Raw genomic sequence first — 15,054 nt, forward strand, 5'->3', positions numbered from 1 at the left:
TGACAGGCGCGGACACCGAGCAGCTACCCCGCCATGCGAGCGTACGTGTCGTCGCCGGTTCGGCCGCGCAGGGGCTCGATCCAGCGCAGGTAGACGGTCAGTGCATCGGCCGGCCGCTGGTCGCGGACCGCGTCGGCCAGGGCCAGCCACTGCCGCTGGTCCGCGTATCCGTCGCGGCCTGCCAGGCGGCGTCGAGGTCGTCGTCGTCCAACAGCGCGCCGACCAGCGCCGAGCCGCCGTACCAGACGCCCTTGTCGGGCCGGGCTGCGGCCTTCAGCGTCTCCAGGGCGCCCGCGCGCTCCGAGCCCTCGCCCTCCCAGATGCCGGCCGCGCTGGCCGCCGTACGTACGTGCTGGTAGGTGGCCAGCGAGGGACGGGCCCGCAGTAGGTCCCGGCGGACCGTGACCACGTCGGCGAGGCGGCCGGCCCGTGCGTAGCGTTCGCAGACGAAGGCGACGAGCTCGTCGTCCGGACCCCAGTCGGACACCGCCTCCCGCAGGCCGCGTTCGGCCCACTCCAGGGCCTCGACCGAGCGGCCCGCCGCTGCGAGCTCCTCGGCGATCACGCGGTGCGTGTGGCCGTTCGGGGCGAGGTCCGCAGCGTGGACGGCGACGAGTGCGTCCACGTCCCCGCCGTCGGCCTCCAGGAAGCGCTCCATGAGGTGCTTCTCCGCCCATCCAGCGCCCGGCCCGACCCGGCCGAGACCGCCGAATGGCTGGTGGACCACCTGTTCGACGACGTGCACTACGCCACCGACATCGACCTCTTCGACTACCGGGACGTGCTGGGCGGGCCCGGTCTGGCCCGCGCCCGGGACATCGTGGTGGCCGCGTGGCGGGCCGATCCCAAGGGAACGCCCGAGCTCCCTCAGCGCCTCGCGCGCCACCCGCACCGCGTCCGCCGACCTGCCGCCGGCCGCCAGTGCCCGCAGGGCGGTGACCGCCTCGGCCGCCTGTCGCGCGTAGGCGCGGGCGTCGGCGTGTTCGACGTAGCCGTGGCGGGCGAAGGGGCCGGTGTCGAGCAGGCTCAGGATGCGCTCGCGGACGACGCCGACATCCTCCGCGGCCGTGGCTGCGCGCAGCTCCAGGCGGCGCCGCAGACCGCGGTCCTCGGCGAGCTGTTCCCGTACCAGGGCGAGCGTTGCTCGCGGGTGCGGGACTCCAGCCAGGTGTCCAGCACCCGGGTGCGCGAGGCCGCCGCCGACCGCTGCCGGGGCACGGATTCGGCCTGCGCGAGGACGGTGAGACCCACCGCGACGCAGTGTCTGCAGAAGTTGCCCTCCTGGCCGTACGGACAGTCGCACCAGGCGGTGAGCGCGCCGCCCCCGTCCTCGGTCAGCTCCACCTCGTAGGCATCGCTGCCGTCGACGGTCGCGTTGATCGGTTCGGCTCCGATCTCCAGCCGGGTGACCGCGGACAGGTAGCCGCGTCCCCGCTCGAAGGAGCGCGCACCCGCCAGCCGCCGCAAGTCGGTCTCACCGAAGCCCAAAGAACACGTCACAGCGCCCACTCAACCGAATGGGGAACGCCACCACGGGACGCTTCCGGAGAATGCTCCGGCGGGCGAGGAGGCTGACCGAACATGCGAACCGTTGTACGCTCCGGGCGACGCACTTGACCTGCACGACCGCAGGCAGGGAGCAGACGAACCGGGAGTTTCCGCATGCTTCGCACCATGTTCAAGTCCAAGATCCACCGGGCTACCGTCACGCAGGCCGACCTGCACTACGTCGGTTCCGTGACCGTCGACGCCGATCTGCTCGACGCCGCCGACCTGCTGCCCGGGGAGCTCGTCCACATCGTCGACATCACCAACGGGGCGAGGCTGGAGACGTACGTCATCGAGGGCGAGCGGGGGTCCGGGGTCATCGGGATCAACGGCGCCGCCGCGCACCTCGTGCACCCGGGCGACCTGGTCATCCTCATCAGCTACGGGCAGTTCGAGGACGCCGAGGCCAGGACGTTCACCCCGCGCGTCGTGCACGTGGACGCGCACAACCGCATCGTAGAGCTGGGAGCGGACCCGTCCGCCCCGGTGCCGGGCACGGACCAGGAGCGCAGCCCCCACGCGGTTGCCGTCTGAGAGGAGTCGGGGACCATGACGCAGGCCGGGTCGATCGAGTTCAAGGACGAGCGGGAGGCCGGACGGCTGCTCGCGCTGGAGAACGGGGAGGCCGTCGGCCTCGTCGCGTACTTCGTGCTCGACCGGGAGCCCGGCGCGCTCGTGGCCGTGCACACCATCGTCGAGCCCGGCCACGAGGGGCGGGGCATCGCCGGGGACCTGGTGCACGCCCTCTACGGGATCGCCGCCGCCGAAGGGGTCCCCGTGGTCCCCTTCTGCCCCTACGCCGCGAGCTGGGCCGCCCGGCACCCCGACCAGGCGCCCGAGGCCCCCGCCGAGGTGGTCGCCGCGGCCCGGGCGCAGCTGAACGCCAGCGCCGACCTGTGGTGACCTGCCTGACCCTGCTGCACACCTCGCCGGTCCACGTCCCCGTCTTCGACGCACTGCGGAACCGGAACCACCCGGGGGCCGTACTGCACCACCTCGTGGTGCCGCAGCTGCTGGACCGGGCCCGCGCACAGGGCCCGGGCTCGGTGGCCGCGGACCTGCGGGCGCTGCTGGCGGACTGCGCCGGCCCGGTGCTGGTGACCTGCTCGACGATCGGGGCGGTCGCGGAGTCCCTGGCCGCGGAACTGGGGGTGCCGGTGCTGCGGGTCGACCGGCCGATGGCCGCGGCCGCCGTCCGTACCGGCCCGCGGATCGTCGTACTGGCGGCCCTGGAGTCGACGCTCGGACCCACCGCCGAGCTGCTCGCCGAGGAGGCGGGCGGCCGGCCGGTGGTGATCACGCCCCGTGTCGTCGCCGGAGCCTGGGAGCGCTTCGAGGCGGGGGACACCGCCGGGTACCTGGCACTCGTGGCCGAGGCCGCCGACGCCGTGGCCGACGCGGACGCCGTCGTCCTGGCCCAGGCGTCCATGGCCGCCGCCACGGCCCTCGCGACGACGACCGTCCCGCTCCTCTCCAGCCCGGCCCCCGGCCTGGCCGCAGCCGTCGTCGCCGGGGGCTACGGCTGACCCCCGCCCGGTCCGGGCCGGGAGGCGTACCCGCCTGGATCCGGGGAAGGTGGGGCGTATGGTGCAAGACGTTCAAGGTGTGCGCGATGTGCGGCGCCGAACTGCCGAGGACACGCAGCCGCCCGTGCCCGAGCCGCCGCCCAGCCCCGGGCCGAACCCGTTCCCGGATCCCGAGCCCATTCCGCGGCCGGTTCCGCCGGTGCCCGGTCCGTTTCCCGAGCCGGATCCGGTGCCCGCACCGCCCGGGCCCGCGCCCGTCCCCCAGCCCGGCCCGCTGAGCTGACACCGACCGGCCGCGGCCCGTCGGCGACGGCGCTGCCGCCGCCGACGGTGCCGCCGCGCGGTCGCGTCAGGCCGTGCGGACCTCCGAGCGGTCGCCGCTCCAGAGGGTGTGGAAGGAGCCCTCGCGGTCCGTGCGCCGGTACGTGTGCGCCCCGAAGAAGTCCCGCTGCCCCTGGGTGAGCGCCGCCGGGAGCCGCTCCGCGCGCAGCGCGTCGTAGTAGGCCAGCGAGGCCGCGAACGCCGGCACCGGGATGCCCTGGCCCACCGCGGCCGTCACCACGGCCCGCCAGTCGTCCTGGGCCGCGCCGATCTCCTGCGCGAAGCCCGCGTCGGCCAGCAGGCTCGGCAGGCCGGGCTGCGCGTCGTAAGCCGCCCGGATGCGGTCCAGGAAGGCGGCCCGGATGATGCAGCCGCCCCGCCAGAGCGAGGCCATCGCGCCGAGGTCGATGTCCCAGCCGTACTCCTGGCTGCCCGCCTGGATCTGGTGGAAGCCCTGTGTGTACGAGACGATCTTCGAGGCGTAGAGGGCCTGCTCCACCCGGGCGGCGAACGCGTCCGCCTCCGCGGCCGGCAGCGGCTCCGCCGACGGGCCCGCGAGCCCGCGGGCGGCGGTGCGCAGCTCCGCGTGGCCCGACACGGCGCGGGCGAAGACCGCCTCGGCGATGCCCGACACCGGCACGCCCAGGTCCAGGGCGATCTGCACGGTCCAGCGGCCGGTGCCCTTCTGCTCCGCCGCGTCCGCGACGACGTCCACGTACGGGCGCCCGGTCGCGGCGTCGGTGTGCGCGAGCACCTCGGCGGTGATCTCGATCAGGTAGGAGTCGAGCCGGCCCCGGTTCCAGGCCCGGAAGGTCTCGGCGATCCGCGCGGGGGAGTAGCCGGCGACGTCGCGCAGCAGGTGGTAGGCCTCGGCGATGAGCTGCATGTCGGCGTACTCGATGCCGTTGTGCACCATCTTCACGAAGTGCCCGGCGCCGTCGGGGCCCACGTGCGAGGTGCACGGCGTGCCGTCGGCGGCCTTCGCGGCGATCTTCTCCAGGAGCGGGCCCAGGGAGTCCCACGACTCCTCGGAGCCGCCGGGCATGATGCTCGGCCCGCGCAGTGCGCCCTCCTCGCCGCCCGAGATGCCCACGCCCACGAAGTGGATGCCCTGCTCGCGCAGTTCCCGCTCGCGCCGCCGGGTGTCCTCGAAGTGGGCGTTGCCGCCGTCGATGATGACGTCGCCCGGCTCGAGCAGCGGGGCGAACTCGCGGATCACGGCGTCGGTCGGCTCCCCGGCCTTCACCATGATGATGAGGCGGCGCGGCCGCTCCAGCGCGTCCACGAACTCCTTCGCGGACGCGGCGGCGACGAAGGACCCCTCGTGCCCGAACTCCTGCACCAGGGCCTCGGTCTTGGCCGCCGTGCGGTTGTGGACGGCGACGGTGAACCCGTTGCGGGCGAAGTTCCTGGCGAGGTTGCTGCCCATCACCGCAAGCCCGGTGACACCGATCTGGGCCGTGCTGCTCATGCGTGCGCTCCTGAGTGCTTCGACGTGCGGGGACTTCGACGCTACCCCGGTGCGCACGCCCGCGGATCTTTCTACTCACAAAACAATGTCAACTTGTTCTTCCGTGCGCCCGGTTGCGCCCCTTGTCAGGGCTTGTGCTCGTCGTTAGGTTGTGGGATTCCTGATGTCGTGGAGGGGGCTTCCATGGGGGTACGGGGCCGGCACCGCCGGTACCAGCCGAGCAGCATCAACCGCGCGTCGCTCGCCGTCACCGCCGGCGGAGCCGGCATCGCGCTCCCGCTCGTCGGAGCCGGGGCGGGAACCGCGCAGGCCGCATCGGTGGACACCTGGAACAAGGTCGCGGACTGCGAGTCCACGAACGACTGGCACATCAACACCGGCAACGGCTATTACGGCGGACTCCAGTTCAGCCAGAGCACCTGGCGGGCGTTCGGCGGCACCGTGTACGCCCCCCGCGCCGACCAGGCCACCAGGGAACAGCAGATCGCGGTCGCGGAGAAGGTGTTGCAGGGCCAGGGCCCACAGGCCTGGCCGAACTGCGGCAAGCACGCCGGGCTCGCCCGCGGCGGCCCGGCCCCCGACCTGACGCCGCAGCACAAGGTCGTCACCGTCCAGGCGCCGCAGGCCCCGGCCGGCGACCGGCCGGCCACCGAGCCCCGCCCGACGGGCACTTCGGTCCTGCCCAACCCGTACGTGGTCGCGCCCGGCGACTCGCTCTCGTCGATCGCCACCCGCCGGCACGTCGAGGGCGGATGGCAGGCGCTGTACGAGACCAACCGGGCCACCGTCGGCAGCAACCCGAACCTGATCTTCCCCGGGCAGCGGCTCACCCTGCGCATCACCGCCGCCCCGCCCGTGCAGAACCCGGAGAAGCCGCCGCGCACCGCCGAGCCGGTGCCGCCCGTGGCACCCGTGGAGCAGAAGCCCGCCGAGCAGAAGACCGCGGAGGCGCCGGCCCAGAAGCCCGCGGAGAAGCCCGCCGAGAAGCCCGCCGAGCAGCCGGCCCCGAAGCCCGACGGCGGGCAGGCGGCCCGGCCGGCCGCCAAGCCCGCGGAGAAGCCCGCGTCAGCCCCGCAGCAGCAGCCGGCCGCGAGCGGGTTCGTCGCCCCCGTCGACTCCGCCATCGGCACCGCCTACCGCAAGGCCGGCTCCGCCTGGTCCAGCGGCTATCACACGGGTGTCGACTTCCCGGTCGCCACCGGTACCACCGTCAAGGCAGTCGGCCCCGGCGAGGTCGTCTCCGCCGGCTGGGCCGGTGCGTACGGCTACCAGGTCGTCATCCGGCACGCCGACGGCCGGTACTCCCAGTACGCCCACCTGTCGGCGCTCGGGGTCAAGGAGGGGCAGCAGGTCTCGGGCGGCCAGCGCATCGGCCGCTCCGGATCCACGGGGAACTCCTCCGGGCCCCACCTGCACTTCGAGATCCGCACGACGGCCGGCTACGGCTCCGACATCGACCCGCTGAAGTACCTCCGTTCCCACGGGGCCGGCATCTGACCCCCGCACGTGCGGCGGCACGGCCGTGAGCACCACCAGGCCGGCCGCCGCCAGCGCGGCGCTCGCCAGGGCCACCGCCCCGCCCGCAGTCCCGTACCGGAAGCCCTCCCCGAACAGGGTGATGCCGACCGCCGCCGCGACCACCGGATTGACCACGGTCACAGTGGCCAGCGGCGCGGTCAGCCCCGCACCCCGGTAGGCCGCCTGGGACAGCAGCAGCCCGCCCGACGCCAGCACCGCGATCGCCGCCAGCTCCGGCCAGACCTGACTCGCCGCCCCTGCCGGGACGGCCGCCCCCGCGGTGACCCCCTCGGCCACCGACTTGGTGAACACCGAGCCCATCCCGAAGGACGTACCGGCCGCCGCGGCCAGCAGCACACTGCGCAGCACCGCCCGCCGCATCCGGTGCGCCGCCAGGAACAGCACGCCCACCGCGGCCCCGGTCGCCGCCAGCAGCAGGCTCCGCTCCCCGCCCGCCGGCAGCCGGCCCCCGTCCCCGCCGGTCAGGGCCAGCAGCCCGGCCAGGCCCACCGTCGCCAGGACCGCGCCCCGCCATGCGGCCGCCCCGGCCCGGCGGTGCACGAGGACGGCGGCCATCGGCAGCGCGAAGACGATGGTGAGCGCGCCCAGCGGCTGCACCAGGCTGAGCGGCCCGTACGCCAGGGCCACCACGTGCAGCAGTGCACCGAGGCAGTTCAGCGCGACCGCAGCCCACCACGCCGCCCGGCGCAGCGGGGCGTACGGCCGGTCCGGGGTGCTCTCCGCCACACGCTCCTGAACGATCGCACCACCTGCGTACGCGACGGCCGACACCAGACAGAGCAGAACCGACAGCACCAGGGCACTCATGAAATCCACCATGCCCCAGCCGACCGGCCATTTCCTCCCCCTGCAGGAGGGCATCGATCCCACCCCGGACGTACGCCTCGAGCAGTACGCGACCCCCCGCCCCCTGCGTGCGCGGTACGCCCGGCACCCCACCCGGCACCCACCCCGCCCCCCGCCCTGCGTGACGGGCTCCTCGCGGTCCGTGAAGGTGCGGCCGACGGGTTTGGTTCCGGGCGTGCCGGATCCGTACAGTTGCCGTTTTGGGGACTTCCGCAGCAGGCGGACGCGGACGAGTGATCAAGGAACGGCAGCGGCCATGACGGTGACCGAGACCGAAGAGAACCAGGAATACGGGCCGGGCATCGACCCCGAGCGCATGGCCGTCTGTCTCAGCGTGTTGGAGGAGCTCGACCGGATCGAGGTCGACCACCCCGACGCGATCACCGTGCGCCGCGCCACCGCGGGCATCTACCGCACGGTCAAGCAGCGCCGCCGCCAGGAGCGCCGCGCCGCCAAGACCGCCAACGACAAGGCCGTCACCGAGGCCACCGCCACGGGCTCCGCGCAGCGCATCGACGACGAGACCGAGGGCATCCTGCCCTCCTCGGTCACCGAGGCCGGCCGGATCGCCGGGATACTCCAGCGCCCGCGCTCCTGCTACGTCTGCAAGACGCGGTACGTCGAGGTCGACTACTTCTACCACCAGCTCTGCCCGGACTGCGCCACCGTGAACCGCACCAAGCGCGAGGCGAGCGCCGACCTCTCCGGCAAGCGCGCGCTGCTCACCGGCGGCCGGGCCAAGATCGGCATGTACATCGCGCTGCGGCTGCTGCGCGACGGTGCCCACACCACGATCACCACCCGCTTCCCGAAGGACGCCATCCGCCGCTTCAAGGCGATGGAGGACTCGGCGGACTGGATGCACCGACTGGAGGTCGTCGGCATCGACCTGCGCGACCCCGCCCAGGCGGTCGCGCTCGCCGAGCAGGTGACCGAGGCCGGCCCGCTGGACATCCTGATCAACAACGCGACGCAGACCGTGCGCCGCCTGCCCACCGCCTACGCCGCGCTGGTCGAGGGCGAGGGCGCCCCGCTGCCGGCCGGCGAGCTCCCCGCCCACCACGTGATCGGCGCCTTCAACTCCGGCGCGGTCGACGGCCTGGCGGCGCTGCCCGTCGGCGTGAGCGGGATCGAAGCGCAGAAGGTCGCCGACCTCGCCCTGGTCGCGGGCAACGCCAGCCTCGAACGGCACCTCGACGGCACGGCCATCGACGCGGGCGGCCTGCTGCCCGACGTCGTCGAGACCAACACCTGGGTGCAGACCATCGACCAGATCTCCCCGGTGGAGCTGCTCGAAACCCAGCTGTGCAACTACACCTCGCCGTTCATCCTGATCAGCGCGCTGCGGCCGGCCATGGCCGAGGCGGCCCGCAAGGCGGCCAGCGGGCGTGCGTACGTCGTCAACGTCTCGGCGATGGAAGGCGTGTTCAGCCGCGGCTACAAGGGCGCGGGGCACCCGAACACCAATGCCGCCAAGGCCGCCATGAACATGGTGACGCGGACCAGCGGCCAGGAGATGTTCGAGGCCGACCGGATCCTCATGACCTCGGTCGACACCGGCTGGATCACCGACGAGCGCCCGCACTTCGACAAGCTGCGCCTGGCCGAGGAGGGCTTCCACGCCCCCCTCGACCTGGTCGACGGCGCGGCCCGGGTCTACGACCCCGTCGTGCGCGGCGAGGCCGGCGAGGACCTGTACGGCGTCTTCCTCAAGGACTACTCCCCGGCCAACTGGTAGGCCCGCACCCGCACCGTTCCGGACACGCTCCGGTCCCTCCTCCGAGGGGCCGGAGCGTGTCCGTTTTTGTGGTGTACGTCCGGACAACGGCACGGAACCACCTCCTGAACACATCGGAAATTCGGGCCGTCGGGGTGGATTTGACCAATCCTTAGAGCGCCACCGCGCTCAAATGTGTAATCTGATGGGCAGCAGAACGGCCCCACCAGGTCAGCTCCACCATGACGCCACCGCGTCTGGAAACCCTTTATCCCCACATTGCCCGGCGTGCAGAGGCCGCCGGTTCGAGCGACACGAGGAGCGCGCGGTGACAGACACGAAGGCGAAGTCCGACGAATTGCTGGAGCGCACGGGCTGGCGCGTCCGCCCCCACTCCGACGAGCTCGGCAGCCTGGAAGTCTGGGCGCGTTCCGCCCCGATCCGGCTCGCCGGGTACGAGGAGGACCTGGCGGAGTCCCACATCCTGCCCGGTATCGACTGACCGACCCGCGTCGGCGGGCCCCCCGTCCCCGGGGCCCGGCGGGTCCGCGGAGTTCCCGTTCCGCGTACGCCGTGAGCGTCATCGCTGACGGCGATCAACGCTTCTCCGGCCCGGCCTCCCCGGGCAGGCTGGGACGCATGACGAAACTGCTGATGCTGGGCGGCACCGAATTCGTCGGCCGCGCCCTCACCGACGACGCCCTCGACCGGGGTTGGGACGTCACCGTCTTCCACCGGGGCCACCACGCCCCGCCGCCCGGTGTGCGCGCCGTGCACGGCGACCGCACCGCCCCCGGCGGACTGGACGCCCTCGCCGCGGCGGGGGAGTGGGACCTCGTCGTCGACACCTGGTCCGGCGCCCCCACCGCCGTCCGCGACGCCGCCCGCCTGCTCGCCGACCGCGCCGGGCACTACACGTACGTCTCCAGTCGCTCCGTGTACGCCTACCCCGCCCCGATCGGCATGGCCGAGGACGGCCCCCTGGTCGAGGGCTCGCCCGACGCGGACGCCACCGCGTACGCCGAGGACAAGGCCGGCGGCGAGCTCGCCGCCACCGCCGCCTTCGGCGACCGCGCCCTGCTGGTGCGCGCCGGCCTGATCGTGGGCCCGTACGAGAACGTCGGCCGCCTCCCGTGGTGGCTGAACCGCACCGCCCGCGGCGGCCCCACCCTCGCCCCCGGCCCGCGCGACCTCGCCCTCCAGTACATCGACGTGCGCGACCTCGCGACCTGGATGCTGGACGCGGCCCGGGCCGGGCTCGCAGGCCCGTACAACGCGGTCTCCCCGCTCGGGCACGCCACCACGGGCAGCCTCCTGGAGGCGTGCGCGGCCGTCACCGGCGGCCGCGCCGAGCTCCGCTGGACGGCTCCGGAGGCCATCGCGGAAGCGGGCATCGAGCCCTGGACGGAACTGCCCATGTGGCTGCCGCCGGGCGAGCTGTACGACTACATGGCCGGCGGTGACGTCTCGAAGGCGCTGGCGGCCGGGCTGACGTGCCGCCCGGTCGAGGAGACCGTCGCCGACACCTGGGCGTGGCTGCAGTCGCTCGACGGGCCGCCCCCGCACCGCCCGGACCGCCCCGCCAAGGGCGTCGACCCCGAGCGGGAGGCCGCCCTACTCGGCCTGTGACCCGCCCCCGGCACCGCCGGCCCGGGAATCCACCGCGAGCCGGGTCGGCGGCAGGTACTCCCGCACCGGCCGGCGGTGCCACCACGCCCCCGTCTCGCGCAGCTCCCGCCAGGTGGTGAACCGGTAGCGGTACAGCCGGGCCCGGACGTAGCGCGGCGGCGCGTCCGGGAACGGGTTGCCGCGGATCAGTCGCAGCGTGTCCCGGTCGCCCGCCAGCAGCCGCTCGACGAACTGCCCGAACCAGGGGTGCGCGTAGCCGGGGGAGAGCGCCGCGAACCACATCAGCCAGTCCAGGCGCAGGTGGTACGGGGCGAACTGGCGCGGCACCCGCCGCAGGCCGCCCGGCTTGCCCTTGAACTCGTACTCCCGCCAGTCGCCGTCCTCCCGCGGGACCCGGTCCGCCGTGCCCTCGACCACCACCTCGTCGCGGATCCGGCCCACGGTGCCGAACGCCCCGTAGGTGTTGACCAGGTGGAGGGCGTCGAACGAGCGGTTCATCACCTGGCGGCGCGAGATCATGTTGGCCACCGGGCGCCGGCTCAGCCACAGCACCAGCACCGTCACCGCGCACACCGGCACGGCGAACCACAGCGGCGCCCCGGCCGAGGCCGCGGCCGGCGGGGGCCCCGCGAGCCCGGTGAAGTCGACCGCCGAGACGGCCAGCGTGATCGTCAGCCAGTTCAGCCAGGCGAAGTTGCCCGACAGCACCAGCCACAGCTGCGTGGCGATGACGGCCCCCGCCGCGTACGAGGCCACCGGCTGCGGAGTGAACAGCAGCACCGGCACGAACAGTTGGGTGACGTGGTTCGCGGCGCACTCCACCCGGTGCAGCGGCCCCGGCAGACGGTGGAAGAACCAGCTCAGCGGCCCCGGCATCGGCTGGGTCTCGTGGTGGAAGTACAGGCAGGTGAGCTCGCGCCAGCAGGCGTCCCCCCGCATCTTGATCAGCCCGGCGCCGAACTCCACCCGGAAGACCACCCACCGCAGCAGCCACAGCACCAGCACGGGCGGCCCCACCCGCGCATTGCCGAGGAAGACCGCGAGGAACCCCACCTCCAGCAGCAGCGACTCCCAGCCGAAGGCGTACCAGGTCTGCCCCACGTTCACGATCGACAGGTACAGCAGCCACAGCACGGCCCACATCGCCATCGCCGCGCCCAGCGGGACCAGGTCCCCGGCACCCGCCGCGAGCGCCGCGGCGACCGCCGTCCCCGCCCAGGCGCAGCCGGCGAAGAACCGGTCGGAGTAGTACAGGTGGAACAGGCTCGGGGCGCGCCGGAAGGGCACGTGCCGCACGTACCGCGGCACGGGCAGCATGCCGTGCGCGCCGATCAGGGCCCGGAACTGCAGGGCGGCCCCGAGGAAGGCGAAGAGGTAGACGCCGGCCAGGGCCCGCTGGAAGACCAGCCGGGCCAGCCAGTAGCCGGGCGCCGTGAACCAGTCCATCGACTCCAGTATCCGGCCGTCGGGTCGATCAGGCCGCCGTGGCCAGCCGGCGCAGCGTCCGGCCCAGCCAGCGGGCGTAGCACCGCTGGAGGAGGGGGACCAGCGGGCCCGCCAGGCGGGTGTACCAGCGGGCGGGACGGCTGAAGGCGGTCACCTCGAACCAGACCGTCCCGTCGGGGTCCCGGCGGACCAGGAAGGACTCCTCACCCTGCTCCGGATGGCCGGACAGGGTGCCGTAGGCGAATCCGGTGCGTGCGGGCCCGTACTCCGTCCAGATCACCTCGCACGGGACGTCGATGCGCAGCGGCCCCCAGCCCATCCCGATGCTCACGCGGCTCCCGGGCCGGACCGCGGCGTCGTCGCAGCGGACCCGCATGCCCGAGGCCCGGTGGAGGCCGAGGGTGGTGACGGCGGCCCCGGCGGCCTCGAAGGCGGCCCGGCCCCGGCCGATCCGGGTCCGGTGGTGCAGGTGGTGGTAGCCGGCGGGCAGCGGCCGGCCCTCGGCCGTCGCGCCGCGTTCGGGGTAGCTGAGCGCGGGTCGGCCCGCGCTGGTGATCCGGGTCACGGGGTGGTCTCCTCCGGTCGTGGGCCGGCGGTGAGCCGGCGCCAGGCCAGTACCGAGCACAGGGCGAAGCCGAGTGCGTTGCCGAGGCCGTGGGTCGCGGCCATCCAGGTCAGGGTGGGGTGCGGGATCCCGGTGGCCTCGCCGAGCGCCCACCACAGGGCGAGCACCATGGTGGCCCCGAGGACGGTCGCCGAGACGGCCAGCAGCCCCCGGGTGCGCCGGTCCGGGCCGGCCGGCCGGATCTCCTGCCAGGTCACGAGCGCCACCAGCCACATCCCGGCGGTCAGCACCACCGCGCCCGCCAGTTCCGCCCAGTCGTTCACGAAGTACCCGAGGAGGACCAGCAGGGTTCCGCCGGGCACGCTGTACGCCGCCCAGCGCGCCCAGCGGGTCGGGCGCGCCCGGTCCGCCCCTCCTCCGGTGCGCCCGGCCGCGGCGGCCCGGCACACCAGCCCGGCGACCAGGGCGGCGGTGAAGCCGGCGTAGTGGAAGTGCGGCACGGTCAGGGCCAGGACGTCCAGGTCGAAGCCGAACAGCCGGTACCCGGCGCGCTCGGCGACGAGGGCGGTCGCGGCGACCGCGGGCGAGGCCAGGGCGGTGAGCACCGCGGCCTCGGCGGCGGCCCCGCCGCGCGGGCGGGGCCCCCCGGACGGAGTGCGGGCGAGGGCCCGGGCCCTCGCCCGCAGCAGCCGGGTCGGGACCCGGGCGGCGAGCGCCAGCGCGGCCACGGCGTACACGGCGGCGAGCGCCACGGCGGGGGCGCCGCGCGGCAGCCAGAGGCACAGGGCCCCGGGGGCGGCGGCGAGCGGCCAGGTCCGGGCCGTCCTGCGCAGCCCGATCGGGTCGATGAGCAGCAGACCGGCGGGGACGATGCCGAGCATGCCCAGGGTGACGATCGCGTTCACCAGTACCGTCACCGTGGACTCCCCTCCCCACCGCGGTCGAGCGCTTTGAACGCGTTCAATCCGCGGTCGTGACCTTACGGGGTTTCTTGAACATGTTCAAGATTCTGGGTCGACGGTGGCCCGCGGATGCCCCCGCCGTGGCCGACGCTCGGGTTGCGGGCCCTGCGCGGATACGGCAGACAGGAGGGAGCAACCGGGGCGAACAGGGAGAATCACGTGCACGTTCCGACACCGCGTCAGACGCTGCGTCGTCACACACCGGCCCGCGCAGCCCTCTTGACCCTGCTCCTCCTGTCCGCCGCGGCCTGCGGCGGACAGGAGGAGCCCGCGAGCGCGCCCGGCCCGGAGAGCCAGAACCTCCACCTCCAGCCCGTCGCCACCGCGGGCCCCGACCCCTTCACCCCCTCCAGCGCCGTCGGCGAGTCCGCCCCCGTCCAGCCCCCGCTGCCCAACCCCACCGGGCAGGGCGTCCGCACCGTCAGCGGCGGCACCCCCGGCCTGTACGGAGGCACCCGGCGGCTCGGCAGCTGCGACGTCGAGCAGCAGCTGCGCGCCCTGACCACCGACGAGGCCAAGGTCCGCGCCTTCGCGGCCATCTCCGCCGTCGAGGAGGCCAAGGTCGCCGAGTACGTGCGCGGCCTGACCCCGGTGGTGCTCCGCGCCGACACCCGGGTCACCAACCACGGCTTCCGCGACGGCGGCGCCTACGCCTACCAGTCCGTCCTCCAGGCGGGGACCGCCGTCCTCGTCGACGGCGCCGGCATGCCCCGGGTCCGCTGCGGCTGCGGCAACCCGCTGCTCGCGCCGCGCACCCCCAAGGGCGATCCGGCGCTGCAGGGCGAGCAGTGGAACGGCTACCGGCCCAACCAGGTCATCGTCATCGAGCCGACGCCCCACCTGCTCGGCAGCCTGCTCATCGCCAACGCGGCCGACAACACCTGGATCGAACGCCGCACCGGAGACGACGGAGCCCAGGACCGCATCCCCGCGGTGCAGCCCGCCCACAACCCGGCCGACGGCATCCCGACCGGCTCACCGCCCCCCGCGCAGCCCACCGGGCCGGCCGCCCCGCCCGACGGCACGGGCCGGCCGTCGGCGCCGGGCGTGCCCAACGCCCCCGCCGCGCCACCGCGCCCGGACCCGCAGCCGAGCCAGCCGGGCGGCGCCCCCGCCGTTCCGCCGGCGCTGCCCCCCGGCGGCGTGCCGGCGGATCCGCAGGGGCCGCAGGACCCCGACCTCTCGCTGCCCTGGCCGGTCGATCCCGCCGTGCCGGCGGACCCTCCGCTTCCGGCCGATCCCGCGGTCCCGGCCGACCCCGCCGTCCCGGTGGACCCCGCGGTTCCGGCTGACCCTCCGCTCCAGGCCGATCCGGCCGTCCCGGCCGACCCCGCCCAGCCCTCGGACCCGTTCGACGCCTTCGACCGTTACGACGTGTACGAGGAGCCCGCGCAGGGGAACACGTACGAGGACGGTGCGTTCCCCGTCCCGGACCAAGCGCTTCCGCCGGCCACCGCCCCGGATCTGGAGAGCGCCTGACCCGC

14 protein-coding genes and 1 pseudogene are annotated in these 15,054 nt (G+C 74.4%); 8 read left to right on the top strand and 7 right to left on the bottom strand.

The features are described 5' to 3' along the window. Positions 1–97 precede the first annotated feature (97 nt). Both ACZ4VL_RS03390 and ACZ4VL_RS03395 read right to left on the bottom strand, forming a co-directional pair. Positions 98–658: a hypothetical protein gene (locus ACZ4VL_RS03390; RefSeq protein WP_468195227.1), complete on the bottom strand. Its 561-nt coding sequence runs from the start codon at positions 656–658 to the stop codon at positions 98–100. Positions 659–1,026: 368 nt separating this feature from the next. Further along, entirely contained in the window at positions 1,027–1,509 is a 483-nt protein-coding gene (locus ACZ4VL_RS03395; RefSeq protein WP_468195230.1) for an SWIM zinc finger family protein, read from the bottom strand. A 153-nt stretch (positions 1,510–1,662) separates the two neighbouring features. Here ACZ4VL_RS03395 and panD point away from each other — a divergent pair, with 153 nt between their 5' ends. Genes panD through ACZ4VL_RS03410 form a run of 3 tightly spaced genes read left to right on the top strand, consistent with a single transcriptional unit; the run spans position 1,663 to position 3,074 of the window. Further along, entirely contained in the window at positions 1,663–2,082 is a 420-nt protein-coding gene (gene panD, locus ACZ4VL_RS03400) for an aspartate 1-decarboxylase (protein WP_468195232.1), read from the top strand. A 15-nt stretch (positions 2,083–2,097) separates the two neighbouring features. Beyond that, positions 2,098–2,451, top strand: a complete 354-nt coding sequence (locus ACZ4VL_RS03405; RefSeq protein WP_468195235.1) for a GNAT family N-acetyltransferase — start codon at positions 2,098–2,100, stop codon at positions 2,449–2,451. Continuing rightward, on the top strand, positions 2,445–3,074 hold the full coding sequence (locus ACZ4VL_RS03410; RefSeq protein ID WP_468195238.1) for an aspartate/glutamate racemase family protein: 630 nt from the start codon (positions 2,445–2,447) through the stop codon (positions 3,072–3,074). The genes ACZ4VL_RS03405 and ACZ4VL_RS03410 overlap by 7 nt, the downstream gene beginning before the upstream one ends. Before the next feature lie 349 nt (positions 3,075–3,423). Here the strand turns inward: ACZ4VL_RS03410 and gndA are convergent, their stop codons facing one another. Continuing rightward, a complete protein-coding gene (gndA, locus tag ACZ4VL_RS03415) occupies positions 3,424–4,866 on the bottom strand; it encodes an NADP-dependent phosphogluconate dehydrogenase (protein ID WP_468195240.1) in 1,443 nt (480 codons plus the stop codon). A 183-nt stretch (positions 4,867–5,049) separates the two neighbouring features. Between gndA and ACZ4VL_RS03420 the strand changes: the two genes are divergently transcribed. Further along, a complete protein-coding gene (locus ACZ4VL_RS03420; RefSeq protein ID WP_468195242.1) occupies positions 5,050–6,363 on the top strand; it encodes a transglycosylase family protein in 1,314 nt (437 codons plus the stop codon). Between the two features lie 102 nt (positions 6,364–6,465). On the opposite strand, the pseudogene ACZ4VL_RS03425 reads toward ACZ4VL_RS03420, so the two are convergent. Further along, positions 6,466–7,266 (bottom strand): annotated as a pseudogene (locus tag ACZ4VL_RS03425) (DMT family transporter); the annotation flags it as partial. A gap of 241 nt (positions 7,267–7,507) precedes the next feature. Here ACZ4VL_RS03425 and ACZ4VL_RS03430 point away from each other — a divergent pair. The 3 genes from ACZ4VL_RS03430 (at position 7,508) to ACZ4VL_RS03440 (ending at position 10,597) form a co-directional block, all read left to right on the top strand. Beyond that, a complete protein-coding gene (locus tag ACZ4VL_RS03430) occupies positions 7,508–8,989 on the top strand; it encodes an SDR family NAD(P)-dependent oxidoreductase (protein ID WP_468195244.1) in 1,482 nt (493 codons plus the stop codon). Positions 8,990–9,296: 307 nt separating this feature from the next. Beyond that, positions 9,297–9,470 carry a hypothetical protein gene (locus ACZ4VL_RS03435; RefSeq protein ID WP_361086190.1) on the top strand — a complete coding sequence of 58 codons (174 nt, stop codon included), beginning with the start codon at positions 9,297–9,299 and terminating at the stop codon, positions 9,468–9,470. A gap of 137 nt (positions 9,471–9,607) precedes the next feature. Further along, on the top strand, positions 9,608–10,597 hold the full coding sequence (locus tag ACZ4VL_RS03440) for an NAD-dependent epimerase/dehydratase family protein (protein WP_468195246.1): 990 nt from the start codon (positions 9,608–9,610) through the stop codon (positions 10,595–10,597). Here the strand turns inward: ACZ4VL_RS03440 and ACZ4VL_RS03445 are convergent. From ACZ4VL_RS03445 to ACZ4VL_RS03455, 3 genes are read right to left on the bottom strand one after another with little or no spacing between them, the layout of a single operon-like run. Continuing rightward, positions 10,583–12,043 carry a lipase maturation factor family protein gene (locus ACZ4VL_RS03445; RefSeq protein WP_468195250.1) on the bottom strand — a complete coding sequence of 487 codons (1,461 nt, stop codon included), beginning with the start codon at positions 12,041–12,043 and terminating at the stop codon, positions 10,583–10,585. The two genes, ACZ4VL_RS03440 and ACZ4VL_RS03445, sit on opposite strands and share 15 nt — an antisense overlap. A 28-nt stretch (positions 12,044–12,071) precedes the next feature. Then, a complete protein-coding gene (locus ACZ4VL_RS03450; RefSeq protein ID WP_468195251.1) occupies positions 12,072–12,608 on the bottom strand; it encodes a DUF1990 family protein in 537 nt (178 codons plus the stop codon). Further along, positions 12,605–13,525 carry a YndJ family protein gene (locus tag ACZ4VL_RS03455; RefSeq protein WP_468195254.1) on the bottom strand — a complete coding sequence of 307 codons (921 nt, stop codon included), beginning with the start codon at positions 13,523–13,525 and terminating at the stop codon, positions 12,605–12,607. The genes ACZ4VL_RS03450 and ACZ4VL_RS03455 overlap by 4 nt, the downstream gene beginning before the upstream one ends. Before the next feature lie 264 nt (positions 13,526–13,789). Here ACZ4VL_RS03455 and ACZ4VL_RS03460 point away from each other — a divergent pair, with 264 nt between their 5' ends. Beyond that, positions 13,790–15,049, top strand: a complete 1,260-nt coding sequence (locus tag ACZ4VL_RS03460; protein WP_468195255.1) for a DUF6777 domain-containing protein — start codon at positions 13,790–13,792, stop codon at positions 15,047–15,049. The last annotated feature ends 5 nt before the right edge of the window (positions 15,050–15,054 follow it).

It is taken from the genome of Streptomyces sp. NPDC029014, assembly GCF_055564695.1.

What these genes read in the sequence shown, in the direction of transcription:
- ACZ4VL_RS03420 (WP_468195242.1), top strand. Translation starts at nt 5,050, where the DNA reads ATGGGGGTACGGGGCCGGCACCGCCGGTACCAGCCGAGCAGCATCAAC.
- ACZ4VL_RS03440 (WP_468195246.1), top strand. Translation starts at nt 9,608, where the DNA reads ATGACGAAACTGCTGATGCTGGGCGGCACCGAATTCGTCGGCCGCGCC.
- ACZ4VL_RS03405 (WP_468195235.1), top strand. Translation starts at nt 2,098, where the DNA reads ATGACGCAGGCCGGGTCGATCGAGTTCAAGGACGAGCGGGAGGCCGGA.
- ACZ4VL_RS03445 (WP_468195250.1), bottom strand. Translation starts at nt 12,043, where the DNA reads ATGGACTGGTTCACGGCGCCCGGCTACTGGCTGGCCCGGCTGGTCTTC.
- panD (WP_468195232.1), top strand. Translation starts at nt 1,663, where the DNA reads ATGCTTCGCACCATGTTCAAGTCCAAGATCCACCGGGCTACCGTCACG.
- ACZ4VL_RS03430 (WP_468195244.1), top strand. Translation starts at nt 7,508, where the DNA reads ATGACGGTGACCGAGACCGAAGAGAACCAGGAATACGGGCCGGGCATC.
- ACZ4VL_RS03390 (WP_468195227.1), bottom strand. Translation starts at nt 658, where the DNA reads ATGGAGCGCTTCCTGGAGGCCGACGGCGGGGACGTGGACGCACTCGTC.
- gndA (WP_468195240.1), bottom strand. Translation starts at nt 4,866, where the DNA reads ATGAGCAGCACGGCCCAGATCGGTGTCACCGGGCTTGCGGTGATGGGC.